The sequence below is a fragment of the Segeticoccus rhizosphaerae genome, from assembly GCF_005222685.1.
Classification (GTDB): domain Bacteria; phylum Actinomycetota; class Actinomycetes; order Actinomycetales; family Dermatophilaceae; genus Segeticoccus; species Segeticoccus rhizosphaerae.
In genome coordinates, this window is the sequence record NZ_SWMA01000003.1 from 264,539 (window position 1) to 278,162 (window position 13,624).

The 13,624-nt window shown below is 71.2% G+C and carries 15 protein-coding genes and 1 pseudogene; 12 read left to right on the forward strand and 4 right to left on the reverse strand.

Features of this window, described 5'->3' with window-relative positions:
* Nucleotides 1-113 precede the first annotated feature (113 nt).
* The 9 genes from FCN22_RS04090 (at nt 114) to aat (ending at nt 8,145) form a co-directional block, all read left to right on the forward strand.
* Nucleotides 114-1,691 carry an ATP-dependent DNA ligase gene (locus FCN22_RS04090; RefSeq protein ID WP_137120238.1) on the forward strand — a complete coding sequence of 526 codons (1,578 nt, stop codon included), beginning with the start codon at nt 114-116 and terminating at the stop codon, nt 1,689-1,691.
* 78 nt (nt 1,692-1,769) lie between these two features.
* Nucleotides 1,770-2,300 (forward strand): hypothetical protein, encoded by a 531-nt coding sequence (locus FCN22_RS04095; protein ID WP_137120239.1) that lies wholly within the window; start codon nt 1,770-1,772, stop codon nt 2,298-2,300.
* Between the two features lie 54 nt (nt 2,301-2,354).
* Complete coding sequence (locus FCN22_RS04100; RefSeq protein WP_137120240.1) at nt 2,355-2,864, forward strand: mycothiol transferase; 510 nt, start codon at nt 2,355-2,357, stop codon at nt 2,862-2,864.
* Nucleotides 2,865-2,997: 133 nt separating this feature from the next.
* Nucleotides 2,998-3,693, forward strand: a complete 696-nt coding sequence (locus FCN22_RS04105) for a M50 family metallopeptidase (protein WP_137120241.1) — start codon at nt 2,998-3,000, stop codon at nt 3,691-3,693.
* 34 nt (nt 3,694-3,727) lie between these two features.
* Complete coding sequence (locus FCN22_RS04110) at nt 3,728-4,525, forward strand: metallophosphoesterase (protein WP_137120242.1); 798 nt, start codon at nt 3,728-3,730, stop codon at nt 4,523-4,525.
* Between the two features lie 68 nt (nt 4,526-4,593).
* Complete coding sequence (locus FCN22_RS04115; protein ID WP_137120243.1) at nt 4,594-5,751, forward strand: glycerate kinase family protein; 1,158 nt, start codon at nt 4,594-4,596, stop codon at nt 5,749-5,751.
* Between the two features lie 151 nt (nt 5,752-5,902).
* On the forward strand, nt 5,903-6,301 hold the full coding sequence (locus tag FCN22_RS04120; RefSeq protein WP_238384502.1) for a HesB/IscA family protein: 399 nt from the start codon (nt 5,903-5,905) through the stop codon (nt 6,299-6,301).
* A 154-nt stretch (nt 6,302-6,455) separates the two neighbouring features.
* Nucleotides 6,456-7,442, forward strand: coding sequence for a carbohydrate kinase family protein (locus FCN22_RS04125; protein ID WP_137120244.1), 987 nt, complete (start codon nt 6,456-6,458; stop codon nt 7,440-7,442).
* A gap of 25 nt (nt 7,443-7,467) precedes the next feature.
* Nucleotides 7,468-8,145: a leucyl/phenylalanyl-tRNA--protein transferase gene (gene aat / locus FCN22_RS04130; RefSeq protein WP_137120245.1), complete on the forward strand. Its 678-nt coding sequence runs from the start codon at nt 7,468-7,470 to the stop codon at nt 8,143-8,145.
* Here the strand turns inward: aat and FCN22_RS04135 are convergent.
* Both FCN22_RS04135 and FCN22_RS04140 read right to left on the reverse strand, forming a co-directional pair.
* Entirely contained in the window at nt 8,118-8,408 is a 291-nt protein-coding gene (locus FCN22_RS04135; RefSeq protein WP_137120246.1) for a sulfurtransferase TusA family protein, read from the reverse strand. The two genes, aat and FCN22_RS04135, sit on opposite strands and share 28 nt — an antisense overlap.
* Nucleotides 8,405-9,595: a cysteine desulfurase family protein gene (locus FCN22_RS04140; protein ID WP_238384503.1), complete on the reverse strand. Its 1,191-nt coding sequence runs from the start codon at nt 9,593-9,595 to the stop codon at nt 8,405-8,407. The genes FCN22_RS04135 and FCN22_RS04140 overlap by 4 nt, the downstream gene beginning before the upstream one ends.
* Nucleotides 9,596-9,691: 96 nt before the next feature.
* Here FCN22_RS04140 and ctaC point away from each other — a divergent pair, with 96 nt between their 5' ends.
* Genes ctaC through FCN22_RS04155 form a run of 3 tightly spaced genes read left to right on the forward strand, consistent with a single transcriptional unit; the run spans nt 9,692 to nt 12,761 of the window.
* Nucleotides 9,692-10,591: an aa3-type cytochrome oxidase subunit II gene (gene ctaC / locus FCN22_RS04145; RefSeq protein WP_373681275.1), complete on the forward strand. Its 900-nt coding sequence runs from the start codon at nt 9,692-9,694 to the stop codon at nt 10,589-10,591.
* A complete protein-coding gene (gene ctaD / locus FCN22_RS04150; RefSeq protein WP_137120248.1) occupies nt 10,591-12,357 on the forward strand; it encodes an aa3-type cytochrome oxidase subunit I in 1,767 nt (588 codons plus the stop codon). Before ctaC ends, ctaD begins: the two co-directional genes overlap by 1 nt.
* A 2-nt stretch (nt 12,358-12,359) precedes the next feature.
* Nucleotides 12,360-12,761 (forward strand): cytochrome c oxidase subunit 4, encoded by a 402-nt coding sequence (locus FCN22_RS04155; RefSeq protein ID WP_137120249.1) that lies wholly within the window; start codon nt 12,360-12,362, stop codon nt 12,759-12,761.
* Nucleotides 12,762-12,815: 54 nt separating this feature from the next.
* Here the strand turns inward: FCN22_RS04155 and FCN22_RS04160 are convergent, their stop codons facing one another.
* Nucleotides 12,816-13,160 (reverse strand): metallopeptidase family protein, encoded by a 345-nt coding sequence (locus FCN22_RS04160; RefSeq protein ID WP_202911389.1) that lies wholly within the window; start codon nt 13,158-13,160, stop codon nt 12,816-12,818.
* A gap of 104 nt (nt 13,161-13,264) precedes the next feature.
* Nucleotides 13,265-13,624: pseudogene (locus FCN22_RS04165) on the reverse strand (cytochrome bc1 complex cytochrome b subunit); the annotation flags it as partial.

Consider the following 13,624-nt stretch of genomic DNA (forward strand, 5'->3'; position numbering starts at 1 on the left):
TACCGCCCTTGGTGCCTTCCTGGCCCTTGCGCACGGCACCGTTCGGTGACGCGGTGACACGAGCACCGGCGCCAGCGGCGCCGGGTGTCGGGGGCGGCGGGCAGGATGGGGTCATGCTCCTCGCCGAGGTCGTGGCCGTCTCCCGCGAAGTCGCCGCCACCCGCTCCCGGTTGACGAAACGTGATGCGCTCACCGAGTTGCTGCGCCGCACCGAGCCGGAGAACGTCGAGGTGGTCGTGGCCTACCTCGCCGGCGAGCTGCGCCAGCGGCGCACCGGCGTCGGCTGGGCGGGTCTCGCGCAGCTGCCACCCCCGGCGGCCGAGCCCTCCCTGACGGTTGCGGGGGTGGACGCGCAGTTCGAGGCCATCGCGGCACTCGCCGGGCGGGGCTCCGCCGCGGCGCGCACCGAGGCGGTGGCGGCGTTGTTCGGCGCCGCGAGCGCCGACGAGCAGCGGTTCCTGCGGGGACTCGTCTCCGGGGACGTGCGGCAGGGCGCGCTGGAGGCGGCGATGGTCGAGGCCGTCGCCCTCGCAGCAGATGTGCCACTGGCCAGCGTGCGGCGCGCGGTCATGCTGCGTGGGGCAACCGGGCCGGTGGCTCTGGCCGCGCTGACCGGTGGCCCGGACGCGGTGGCCGACTTCAGCCTCACCGTGGGACAACCCGTGCGGCCCATGTTGGCCGCGAGCGCCCCTGACGTGGCGTCCGCGTTCGACAAGGTCACCGACGGCCGGGGTGGGGCCGGTGCGCACGAGGGCCACCGCGGCGAGGGGGTCGGCGCCGGGGTCTGCGTCGACACCAAGCTCGACGGCATCCGCATCCAGGTCCACAAGCGCGGTGACGAGGTGCGGATCTTCACCCGGAGCCTCGAGGAGGTCACCGAGCGGCTGTCCGACGTGGTGGCGGTGACTGCGAGACTCGGTGCGCGGCACGTCATCCTCGACGGGGAGGCGATGACCCTCGACGCCACCGGTCGGCCGAAGCCCTTCCAGGAGACCGCCTCCCGCACGGCGCGACGCCTGGCCGGCGACGACGCGGCGAGCGACACGGTCACCCCGTTCTTCTTCGACGTCCTGCATCTGGACGGGGAGGACCTCATCGACCTGCCTCTGCGCGATCGACTCGAGCGGCTCGACGCCACGGTGCCTTCGGCCTTCGTCGTGCCACGCACGCTGACCGACGAGGCGGACGCCGCGTCCGGCTTCTTCGAGGACGCGGTGTCCAGCGGACAGGAGGGAGTCGTGGTCAAGGCCCTGGACGCGCCCTACGAGGCCGGCCGGCGCGGCGCGGCGTGGGTCAAGGTCAAGCCCCGGCACACGCTCGACCTCGTTGTGCTGGCGGTCGAGTGGGGCAGTGGCCGCAGGCAGGGCTGGCTGTCCAACATCCACCTCGGAGCGCGCGACCCGGACGGTGGCTTCGTCATGCTCGGCAAGACCTTCAAGGGAATGACCGACGAGGTCCTCCGATGGCAGACCGAGCGGTTCCTCGAGCTGGAGGAGTCCCGCTCCGCACACGTCGTCACCGTGCGACCCGAGCAGGTCGTGGAGATCGCCTTCGACGGGTTGCAACGCTCGACCCGCTATCCGGGTGGCCTCGCGCTGCGGTTTGCGCGGGTCGTGCGCTACCGCTCCGACAAGTCCGCCGACGAGGCCGACACCATCCTCGCGGTGCGAGACCTCGCCGCATCCCTCTGAAGGGCCCCTGCGTGGCGTACTGTCAGAGCACCAACGAGCACGTCAGAACGGATGCACCAACGAGGACTAGGAGACGCCGTGCCCACCTACGGTTGGATCATCATCATCGTCGTGGTCGTGCTGATACTCATCGCGATCGCGGTAGCCGTCTCCCGACGGCGGCAGATCGAGGGTCGGCGCGTGGAGGCGACGGAGCTGCGCGACAGGGCTTCGGCGCAAGCGCCTGCGGTCGACCTGCGAGCCGCCGAGGCCGACGAGGCAGAGGCACGCGCTCGCCGCACCCGGGCCGAAGCCGACGAGAAGCGCGCCCAGGCAGAGCAGGCTGAGGGCGAGGCGAAGATGCACCAGGTCAGGGCAGAGGGTGCCCGCACCGAACACCAGGAGCAGCTGCGACGTGCCGACGAGATCGACCCCGACACCGACTCGTCCACCGGTGACAGGTCGGCCGAGAGGCACGCCGAGCCAACGGACGGCAGGACCGGCGAGCAATTCGACGAGCAAGGCAACGACCGCACCGGCGAGCGTTTCGACGAGCAAGGCCGCGACCGGACGAGCGAGCGGTTCGACGAGCGATCGGATGAAGGGCCACGTGACGACCGCCGGGCCTGAGAACACCCGGTAGCGCGCAGGGCGAGTGCCACGCCCGCCTGCTATACCGGAGGCATGGACACCAGCGCACTGCTCAGGGAGGCCTTCGGCCGGATCGAGCCGCTCGTCAAGGCCGCGGTGGAGGATCTCGACAGCAACCAGCTCGCTGCCTCGCCGGAGCCGCGGGCCAACTCGATCGCCTGGCTCGTGTGGCACCTCACCCGCGTCCAGGACGACCACGTCGCCGACGTGGCCGGGGCCGAGCAGGTCTGGACCAGCCGCGGTTGGGCGGAGCGTTTCCAGCTGCCGTTCGACACCTCGGCCACCGGCTACGGGCACGGCGAGAAGGAGGTCGCCGCCGTGCGGCCCGACTCGGCCGACTTGTTGACGGGTTACTACGCGGACGTGGCGGCACAGACCATGGCCTACCTCGGGGAGCTTCGTGACGACGACCTCGACCGTGTCGTGGACGACGCCTGGGACCCGCCCGTGACCCTCGGTGTCCGGCTGGTCAGCGTGCTGGGCGATGACCTCGAGCACGTGGGCCAGGCTGCCTACGTGCGCGGTCTGGTGACGCGCCGATAGGTTCTGGCGCGGCCTTCAGGGCAGGAACCGGGTCGCGCTCGGTGTGCGGCGTCACCACCGGTGTCGGCGGTTGCGCGGGTGCTCACGCGCGGTGCGCTGTCATCGGGCGAGGACGCACTGACGAGGGAGGTATGTGGACGGGATCTGGGAATCGGTCACGAGCAGCGCGCCGAGGCCCGCGACCGGCGTGGTCCTCGCCGCGGCCCTGTGCGCGGCCGTGTGCGTGCTCTGGTCGCCGGCCTGGCAGCGCACCAGACACCTGGTCACCATCGCCCACGAGGGGGCGCACGCGCTCGTCGCGACCGCGGTGGGGCGCGGGCTGACCGGGATCCGGTTGCACTCCGACACCTCCGGGCTGACCGTCTCGCGTGGACGGCCCACCGGTCCCGGCATGGTCGCGACCCTCGCGGCCGGCTACCTGGGACCGAGCCTGCTGGGCCTGGGGGCGGCGCTCGTGCTCGACACCCGTCACGCCGCCGCGCTGCTCTGGGGCGTGGTCGTGCTGCTCGGCCTGCTGCTGCTGAAGATCCGCAACTGGTACGGCCTGTGGTCCGTGCTCGTCTGCGGCTGCCTGGTCTTCGCGGTCACCTGGTGGCTGTCCCCGCAGGTTCAGTCGGCGTTCGCCCACGCCCTGACCGCGTTCCTGCTCCTGGCCGGGCCGCGCGCGGTGCTGGAGCTGCACCACGGCCGCCGCCGCGGGCAGCAGCGCGGGAGTGATGCCGACCAGCTGGCGCGACTGACCGGCATACCGGCTGCCTTGTGGGTGTCCCTCTTCGGTGCGCTCACGCTCGCGGCCGTCGTCGGCGGCGCCCTGATCCTGGCGAGCTGAGGCGGGCCCCCAGCAGGGGTGGCAGAGTGGGGCCATGCCGACCAGCAGCGCGCGCTACGCGATCAGTGACGTGCACGGGCACCGCGACCAGATGCTGGCGGCGCTCGCCACCGCCGGGCTGGTGGACGGCGACGGGGACTGGGCGGGCGGCCAGGCGAGCCTGTGGTGCCTCGGCGACTTCTTCGACCGGGGCCCCGACGGGGTCGGCGTCGTGGAGGCGGTGATGCGGCTGCAGACGCAGGCGCAGGAGGCGGGTGGGCACGTCGGTGGCCTGCTCGGCAACCACGAGGTGCTCGCGTTAGGGATGCGCGACTTCCGGGACGCGCCGGTGGCCGGTGGGGTCGCCGAGCGGCCCAGCTTCGCCAACAGCTGGCTGATCAACGGCGGCCAGCCGCAGGACCAGGACCGGCTGCAGCCCGCGCACCTGGACTGGCTGCGTGCGCTGCCGGCGGTCGTGCGCGACGGCGACGACCTTTTGCTGCACTCCGACACGCTCGCCTATCTCGAGTGGGGCGCGGGGCTCGAGGAGATCAACGCCGGCGTCCGCGCTTCGCTCATCGAGGACGACCTGACGGCGCGGTGGACCTGCTGGGCCAGGATGACCACCCGTTTCGCCTTCAACGGCCCGGAGGGCGAGCAGGAGGCCGACGCGCTGCTCGGAGCGCTCGGCGGCACCCGGATCGTGCACGGGCACAGCCCGATCACGGTCCTGACCGGCGTCCCACCGCACGAGGTGACTGAGCCCTACTCGTATGCCGGCGGCCGCGCGCTCGGCATCGACGGCGGCCTCTTCGCCGGCGGCCCCTGCCTCGTCGTCCCGCTCGAGCGGTGAGCGGCAACCTGTCGAGTCACGGGGGAAGCCGCCGCCACCGCATCCCACCCGGCTGAGAACATGGGTCCGTGCGCGTCCTGATCGCCCCAGACTCCTTCTCCGGCACCCTCACCGCCACCGAGGCAGCGGAGACCATCGCCGCCGGATGGCGCGACCACGCCCCCCACGACGAGCTGACCGTGCTGCCGCTGTCCGATGGTGGTCCCGGCTTCCTCGAGGTGGTGCATGGCGCACTCGGCGGTGACCTCGTCTCGGTCTCCGTCAGCGATCCGCTGGGACGCACCGTCCCCGGAGCGTTCCTGCTGCGCGACGAGGGCGGGCGGCGGACGGCATACGTCGAGGCGGCCCAGGCGTGCGGACTGCACCTGCTGGAGGAGGGGGAGCAGGACCCGGCGGTCACCAGCACCTATGGGGTCGGCGAGCTGCTTGCGGCCGCCGTGGAAGCCGGGGCCATCCGCATCGTGGTGGGGCTCGGCGGCAGCGGGACCAACGACGGCGGCGCCGGGGCGCTCGCGGCGCTCGGGGCGGGGGACGCCTACGCGCTCGGCCGCGGGGGAGTCGCCCTGGCAGCGCTCACCGACGACGACCTGGCCGGGCTGGAGCAGGTGCGGCAGCGGTTCGGGGAGATCGAGCTGGTGCTGGCCTGCGACGTCGACATCTCGCTGCTCGGCTTCCACGGTGCCAGCGCGTCCTATGCGGCCGGCAAGGGAGCCACCCCGGAGGTCGCGCAGCAGCTGGAGGCGGCGCTGGGGCACTTCACCGACGTCGCGTCGCGGGTGGTGCCGGTCTCGACCGACCTGCTCAGCGGCGAGGCCAGGCGGCTGGAGCGTGAGCCGGGCGCGGGCGCGGACGGGGGACTCGGCTTCGGCCTGATGCTGCTCGGCGGCCGCTACCGCAGCGGCGTCGGCACGGTGCTGGAGACCGTCGGCTTCGACCGCCTGCTGTCGACCCAGCACCTCCTGCTCACCGGTGAGGGCACCTTCGACTGGCAGAGCCTGCGCGGCAAGGTCGTGGCGGGCGTCGCCGCCCTCGCCCTCGAGCACGCCGTGCCCACCGTGGTCGTCGCCGGTCAGTGCAGCATCGGCCGGCGCGAGACGATGGCACACGGCATCAGCGGGACGTATGCCGTTGCGCGGAGCCCCGACGAGGTGCTCACCGCGCTGGCCGACCCGGTCGGCACCCTGCGGTCCCTGGCCCGGCGGGTGGCCGTGACCTGGTCGGTCTGACCCGGGGCGCGGCGATCGGTTGGCTGCTGGCGTACGCTGAGGGCAGTCGGGAACAACGCCCGCAGCCGGTGTGTTGCCACCGGGTGAGGCTTGAACGCCACAGCCGGCAACGCACGACAGGCAAGACCCTCGACACGAAGGACCAACCACGATGAGTGACCAGGTCGACACCCAGATCCGCGCCGCGGACGCCGCCGCCGAAGAGGCCGAGGCGCACACCCCCACCCACGGCGTGCAGTTGAGCGACGTCGCTGCGGGCAAGGTCAAGAGCCTGCTCGAACAGGAAGGCCGCGATGACCTGCGGCTGCGGATCGGCGTGCAGCCGGGCGGCTGTTCCGGACTGATCTACCAGCTCTACTTCGACGAGCGCTCCCTCGACGGCGACCTGGTGCGTGACTTCGACGGTGTCGAGGTCGTCGTGGACCGGATGAGTGCGCCCTACCTCGACGGGGCATCGATCGACTTCGCGGACACCATCGAGAAGCAGGGCTTCACGATCGACAACCCCAACGCGGGCTCCTCCTGCGCCTGCGGCGACTCCTTCGGCTGAGCCGCTGCCGTCCTTCGCCGCGGTTCCTTCGCGGCAGGGGCGCCTGCGTTGACTCGATGACCGCGGTTCCTCCGCGGCAGGTTTGCTGCGCCCCATTGTCGCCGCCGTCGTTGCCGCGACGTATCGGCACGGTGTCGTCAGGTAGGTTTCGCTCGTGAACATCGCCGTGACCGGATCGATCGCCACCGACCACCTGATGACGTTCCGCGGGCGCTTCGCCGACTCGCTCGTCGTCGAGCAGCTCGACAAGATCTCCCTGTCGTTCCTCGCCGACGAGCTGCAGATCCGGCGCGGGGGAGTGGCCGCCAACATCGCCTTCGGGATGGCGGGCCTCGGGTTGCGCCCCGTCCTGGTCGGCGCGGTCGGTGAGGACTTCGTCGACTACCGCTCCTGGCTGGAGCGCCACGGCGTCGACTGCACCTCGGTGCACGTGTCCGGCACCCGGCACACCGCCCGGTTCGTGTGCACCACCGACGAGGACATGGCACAGATCGCGACGTTCTACGCCGGTGCCATGAGCGAGGCACGTGAGATCGAGCTGGAGCCGGTGGCCCGGCGGGTCGGCGGGCTCGACCTGGTCCTCGTGGGGGCGAACGACCCCGAGGGCATGCGGCGACACACCCAGGAGTGCCTCGTCCGCGGCATACCCTTCGTCGCCGACCCCTCGCAGCAGCTGGCCTTCGCCGACGGTCCCTTCATCCGGCGGCTCATCGACGGCGCCACCTACCTGTTCACCAACGAGTACGAGGCCCACCTCACCGAGCAGAAGACCGGGTGGTCGAGCGACGAGATCCTGGAGCGGGTCGGCACCAGGGTGACCACCCTGGGCAAGGAGGGCGCGGTCATCCAGCGCAAGGGTGAGCGGGAGATCCGGGTGCCCGTCGCCGACGAGGTCAAGCGGGCCGACCCGACCGGCGTGGGCGATGCCTTCCGCGCCGGTTACCTCACCGGGCTGGCCTGGGGCCTGGATGCCCGAGTGTGCGCCGAGCTCGGCTCGATGCTCGCCACCTACGTCATCGAGACCGTGGGCACCCAGGAGTACGTCCTCTACCGCAGCGAGTTCCTGCAGCGGTTCGAGGCGTCCTACGGCAAGGAGCCGGCGGCGCTGATCGAGCCCCACCTGAGCTGCCGGCGCTCCTAGCCTGCCTGGACGCCCCACACCCGGTATGCCGATCGAACCGCCCGCCACGCACTGGCACCTCAGTCTGGCCTCGGCCCAGGCGGGCGAGGACCTGGTCGGTGTGGGCGCGGACCTCGAGCCCGGCACGGTGCTGGCGGCCTACCGCCGCGGGCTGTTTCCCATGGGCCTGGGGGAGCACGGCGCCGGGCCGGTGGGCTGGTGGTCGCCGGATCCTCGCGGCGTTCTGTTGGCCGGTGGGCTGCGGGTGAGCCGGTCGCTGCGGCGGTCACTGCGCCGCTTCGAGGTGACCGTCGACACGGCCTTCGGCGACGTGGTGGCCGGCTGCGCCGACCCGAACCGTGACGGCCGCTGGATCACCCCGGAGGTGGTGGCCGCCTACAGCACCCTGCACGGGCTGGGCTGGGCCCACTCGATCGAGGTGTGGAAGGACGGCGAGCTGGCTGGGGGCCTCTACGGACTCGCCATCGGGGGCCTGTTCGCCGGGGAGTCGATGTTCCACCGGCGCACCGACGCGTCGAAGGCGGCGCTGTGCGGGCTGGTCGACCTGCTGGCGGCGGACGGTGACCCGCGCAGGCTGGTCGATGTGCAGTGGCGCACCGACCACCTCGCGACCCTCGGGGTGGTCGAGGTGCCTCGCGGCGACTACCTGCGCCGCCTGAGGGCTGCCCTGCCGGTTCAGCTGCCGCAGGCCTTCGCCGACTGAGCCGGGTGCGGCCGGACCACGACGAGGTATGCCGTGTGGTCACCACGGTCCTGCGACTGCGGCGCCGCGTGACCTCGCATCCGGCACCAGGCGGCGACGTCGTGGCGGGCGGCCGGGTCGTCGGCGAGGAGGGTGACCCGGAGTCCGTCGGGACCGGCCGCGGCGTCCGGTGGCGCCGTCGCGTGGCTGCGGACCGCCTCGGCGAGCCGGATGACCGGCAGCGGGCAACGCAGTCCGCGAGCATCGACCAGTACCTCCGTCACAGCCGGTGCGCCCCCAACCGGGCCCGCACGGTCGCAACGACGTCCGGCAGCTCGTGCAGGAACCGCTCCACCGAGGCGGCACGGTCGGGGCACACCGCCAGCAGCGGCAGCGTGACCCGCACGTTCCCGTGGGTGAGCACCCCCATGGCGGCCAGGACGTGGCTCGGCTCGAGCGAGCTGGACGTGCAGGCCGAGCCGGAGGCGACGGCGAGGCCGCGGCGGTCCAGCTCGGTGACCAGCGCCTCGCCGTCCACATAGAGGCAGGAGAACGTCACGACGTGGGGGAGCCGGTCGACCCCGTCGCCCACCACCTCGACGTCGGGGATCTGCCCCACGCGATCCCGGATCTGCGCCACCAGCTCGCGCGCCAGACGGGCGTCGTCGGCCCGGACGGCCGCGGTCTGCTGCCACGCCTCGGCGGCGGCGAGCACCAGCGGCACGACTGGCTCCACGTCGGTGCGGGACTGCTCGATGCCGCTGGGCGGCCCCGGCCGGCGCCAACGGGTGCGTGCCGGCACGACCAGCAGGCCCACGCCGGGCGGCCCACCGAACGAGCGGGCGTCGCCGACGAGCACGTCGTGCGCGGTCGGGACGTCGTCGCGCCCGAGGCAGGCCATGGCTTCCACGACCAGGGGCACGCCCTGGGCCCGACTCGCGGCGTGGACGAGGTCCAGCGGTTGCCGGGTGCCGACCTCGCCGTTGGCGGCCTGCAGGGTCGCGGCGACCGTGCCCTCGACCGCCAGGGCGCGCGTGAACGCCTCGACGTCGGCCCGGCCACGGTGGTCCACCGGGACCTCGGCGAACCCGTGACCCCGTGCGGCGCGGTGTCGACCGTGGGTGAGGACCGTGGAGTGGTCGACGGCGCACGCCACGAGCCGGTCGCCACGACGTCGGCCGGCCCACAGCAGCCCCTCGATGCCGGCGTGCAGGGCCGCCGGGCCACCGGGCAGGAACGAGAGCTCGGCAGGGCGCACCCCGAGGCCCTCGGCGAGGACCTCCCGGGCCCGGTCGAGCAGCGCGCGAGCGGTGCGCGCCTGCGCATACAGCCTGCTCGTGTCGGCCCAACCCTGGTCCCACGCGGCCGCCAGGGTCGCTCGGGCGGCGGGCAGCATCGGGGCCTGCGCCGCGTCCAGCAGGGCACGGGCGGGAGGCTCCGGGACCGGGTTCGCGGGGACGGGTGACGGCACGCCACGACGGTATCCGGCCCTAGGGGGACTGACGAGCCGGGCTGGAGTAGGGTTTCGCTCGTTGGCTCGACTGAATCTGTCCGGTTTGTCTGGAAGGTGCGCCCCTTGCGTCGGCACGAAGACTCCCCCGCGCGCGTGAAGAACGCGCGGCGCGGCCTGACCGTCGCCGGTCTGGCGGTGGCGTGTGTGGCCGTCCTCAGCGGATGCGGCACCGCTGTGGAACGTGGCTTCCTGCCGCACGGCGTGACCGAGAACGCCGCCAAGGTGCAGAGTCTGTGGAACGGCGCCTGGATCGCCGCGCTCGGCGTCGGCGTGCTGGTGTGGGGTCTCACCGTCTGGTGCGTCGTGCGTTATCGCCGCAAGAAGGACGACGTCGGCCTCCCCGAGCAGATGCGCTACAACGTGCCGATCGAGATCCTCTACACCGTGGTCCCGGTCTTCATGGTGGCCGTGCTGTTCGCGCACACCGTCAAGGACGAGTCGGCCCTGATGGACGTCAGCAAGAAGCCCGACGTGACCATCAACGTGGTGGCCAAGCAGTGGAGCTGGGACTTCAACTACGTCAATGCCAACACCTACGAGGCCGGCACCCACGTCCACCTCACCGGGAAGCCCGGCGTGGAGAAGACGCTGCCCACCCTCTGGCTGCCCGTGAACAAGCGGGTCGAGTTCATCCTCACCTCCCGCGACGTCATCCACTCGTTCTGGGTGCCGCAGTTCCTGCAGAAGCTCGACGTGCTGCCCGGACAGGTCAACCGGTTCCAGGTGGTGACGACCGAGAAGGGCATGTACCAGGGCAAGTGCGCCGAGCTGTGCGGTGCCTACCACTCCGAGATGCTCTTCCGGGTCAAGGTGACCTCGGAAGCCGACTACCAACAGCACCTGAAGAGCCTCAAGGCGCAGGGCAACAACGGGCTGCTGTCCAACTCCCTCAGCCGCGAGGGCATCATCGGCCGCGACCAGCAGTACCTGCCTCCGAACGACGGGAGTAAGTGATGGCCACCATCAGTCCGACCACCACGGCTCCGGCACCTCCGGTCGCGGCTCCGCCGCGGCCGGTCCGGTCTCCGGGCAGCACGGTGATCAAGTGGGCCACCACCACCGACCACAAGGTCATCGGCAACCTCTACTTCATCACCTCGTTTGCCTTCTTCATGCTGGGTGGCCTGCTGGCCCTGCTGATCCGCGCCGAGCTGTTCGAGCCGGGGCTGCAGGTCGTCGACAACCCCGAGCACTTCAACCAGCTGTTCACGATGCACGGCACGATCATGCTGCTGCTGTTCGCGACGCCGTTGTTCGCAGGATTCGCCAACGCTCTGATGCCGATCCAGATCGGCGCGCCGGACGTGGCGTTCCCGCGGCTGAACATGTTCGCCTACTGGCTCTACCTGTTCGGCGGTCTGATCGCGGCGGCCGGCTTCCTCACTCCCCAGGGGGCCGCGTCCTTCGGGTGGTTCGCCTACGCGCCGCTGTCGGACACGACATACAGCCCCGGCCTGGGTGGCAACCTGTGGGTGTTCGGTCTGGCGCTCGCCGGGTTCGGCACGATCCTCGGTGCGGTCAACTTCATCACCACGATCATCTGCATGCGCGCGCCCGGCATGACCATGTTCCGGATGTCCGTCTTCAGCTGGACGGTCCTCGTGACCTCGATCCTCGTGCTCATGGTCTTCCCGGTGCTGGCCGCCGCGCTCTTCGGGCTGGGTGCCGACCGGGTCGTGGGCGCGCACATCTTCGACCCCGCCAACGCGGGAGCGATGCTGTGGCAGCACATGTTCTGGTTCTTCGGCCACCCCGAGGTCTACATCATCGCGCTGCCCTTCTTCGGCATCATCAGCGAGATCCTACCGGTCTTCTCGCGCAAGCCGATCTTCGGCTACAAGACCCTGATCATGGCCACGATCGCCATCGCGGCCCTCTCGATGACGGTGTGGGCGCACCACATGTACGCGACCGGCCAGGTGCTGCTGCCGTTCTTCTCGGTCATGACGATGCTGATCGCGGTGCCGACCGGGGTGAAGTTCTTCAACTGGATCGGCACCATGTGGGGCGGGTCGCTGACCTTCGAGACCCCGATGTTGTGGTGCATCGGCTTCCTCACCACGTTCCTGTTCGGCGGTCTGACCGGCGTCATCCTGGCCAGCCCGGCGCTGGACTTCCACGTCACCGACACCTACTTCGTGGTCGCCCACTTCCACTACGTGGTCTTCGGCACCGTGGTCTTCGCGATGTTCGCCGGGTTCTACTTCTGGTGGCCCAAGCTGACCGGCCGGATGCTCGACGAGCGGCTGGGCAAGATCCACTTCTGGATGCTCTTCTTCGGCTTCCACATCACCTTCTTGATCCAGCACTGGCTGGGCGTGATCGGGATGCCCCGCCGCTACGCGGACTACATGCCCGAAGACGGCTTCACCTGGGCCAACCAGGTGTCCAGTGCCGGCGCGTTCCTGCTCGGCGCTTCGATGCTGCCGTTCATCTATGCCGTGTGGAAGGCGTGGCGGACCGCGCCGCTGGTCGAGACCGACGACCCGTGGGGCTACGGCGGCTCGCTGGAGTGGGCCACGTCCTGCCCGCCGCCGCGGCACAACTTCGACTCCATCCCCCGGATCCGCTCCGAGCGTCCTGCGTTCGACCTGCACCACCCCGAGGTCGGCACGCTCGAGACGCCCGTGCCCGACAGGGGAGTCGTGGAGGAGCTGCTCGGTGGCCCCTCGTCTGGTCCCGAGACCGTCCAAGATGACCACCGGAGAGAGGGTCACTGACGATGAAGGTCGAATACAAGTTCTTCGTGATCCTGTCGGCGTTCTTCCTGATCGTCGGGACCGTCTATGGCGTCACCACCGAGTGGGACGAGCCGGTCGGGCCGGTGGGCCTCTACCTATGCATGGGTCTGTGCCTGATGATCGGTGGATTCCTGTGGTGGACCGGACGCAAGCTCGACACGCGTCCCGAGGACCGCCTCGACGGCGAGATCTCCGATGTCGACGGCGACTACGGCTTCTTCAGCCCGCACAGCTACTGGCCGCTGGCCGTGGCGGCCTCCGCCGCCGTCGTCTTCCTCGGCCTGGCAATCGGGTGGTGGCTGGTCTTCATCGGCGCCCCGCTGGTCGCGCTGGCCGCCACCGGATGGGTCTTCGAGTACTTCCACGGCGACCACGCCATCTGAGAGCAGCTGGACGCGACCGGCCCCGGCCGGGGACCTGCGGGGTTCCGGATCCCCCTAACCCCAGCCGAGGGCATGCAGCCGCGCGTCGTTGATCCCGAAGTGGTGTGCGATCTCGTGCACCACCGTCACCGCGACCTCATCGAGCACCTCGTCCCGCGTGTGGCACATCCGCAGGGTGGGCCCGCGGAAGATCGTGATGCGGTCCGGTAGCGAGCCGGCGTGCCAGATCGGATCGCGCTCGGTCAGGGGAATGCCCTCGTAGATGCCGAGCAGGTGCGGGTCCTCGGCGGGTGGCTCGTCCTCGACGAAGAACGCGACGTTGTCCATGAGGGCCAGCAGTTCGGCCGGCACGTCGTCCAGGGCGTCGCCCACCGCCTCCTCGAACTCCTGCGCGCTCATCTCCATGCGGCCCAGCCTGCCATCTCGCCGAGGACTCACCAGAACGGCCCGGCCGCGCCGTGGTGGCGCTGCCGGGCCGTTCTGTTCTGGGAGGTGCGGCCGGGTCAGGGGCGGCCGTCTCCGTCGTGGTCGTCGCCGTCGTGGGCGCTGGCCACGAGCTCACCGGCGCGCGGCTGCTCCTGCTGCCCGCTCTCGATCGCCTCAGTCGACCCGTCGTGGTGCGCCGCCGCCAGTTCGCGGGGCGTCACCGCCTCGATCCGGTCGCTGAAGTAGAAGTGCGACAGGCGGGCCCGGACCTTCTCCTTGGCGCTGCCGGGGCGGCGCACACCGTTGTCGTCCACCGGCGCCTCGAGGGCGAGCGGGTGGTGCACCTCCTGCTGCACCAGTGGCCAGCGGGTGTACTCGTCCAGCGGCTCGTGCGCCTCGAAGAACTTCCCGTCGGCGGTGCGCACGATCCGACCGGT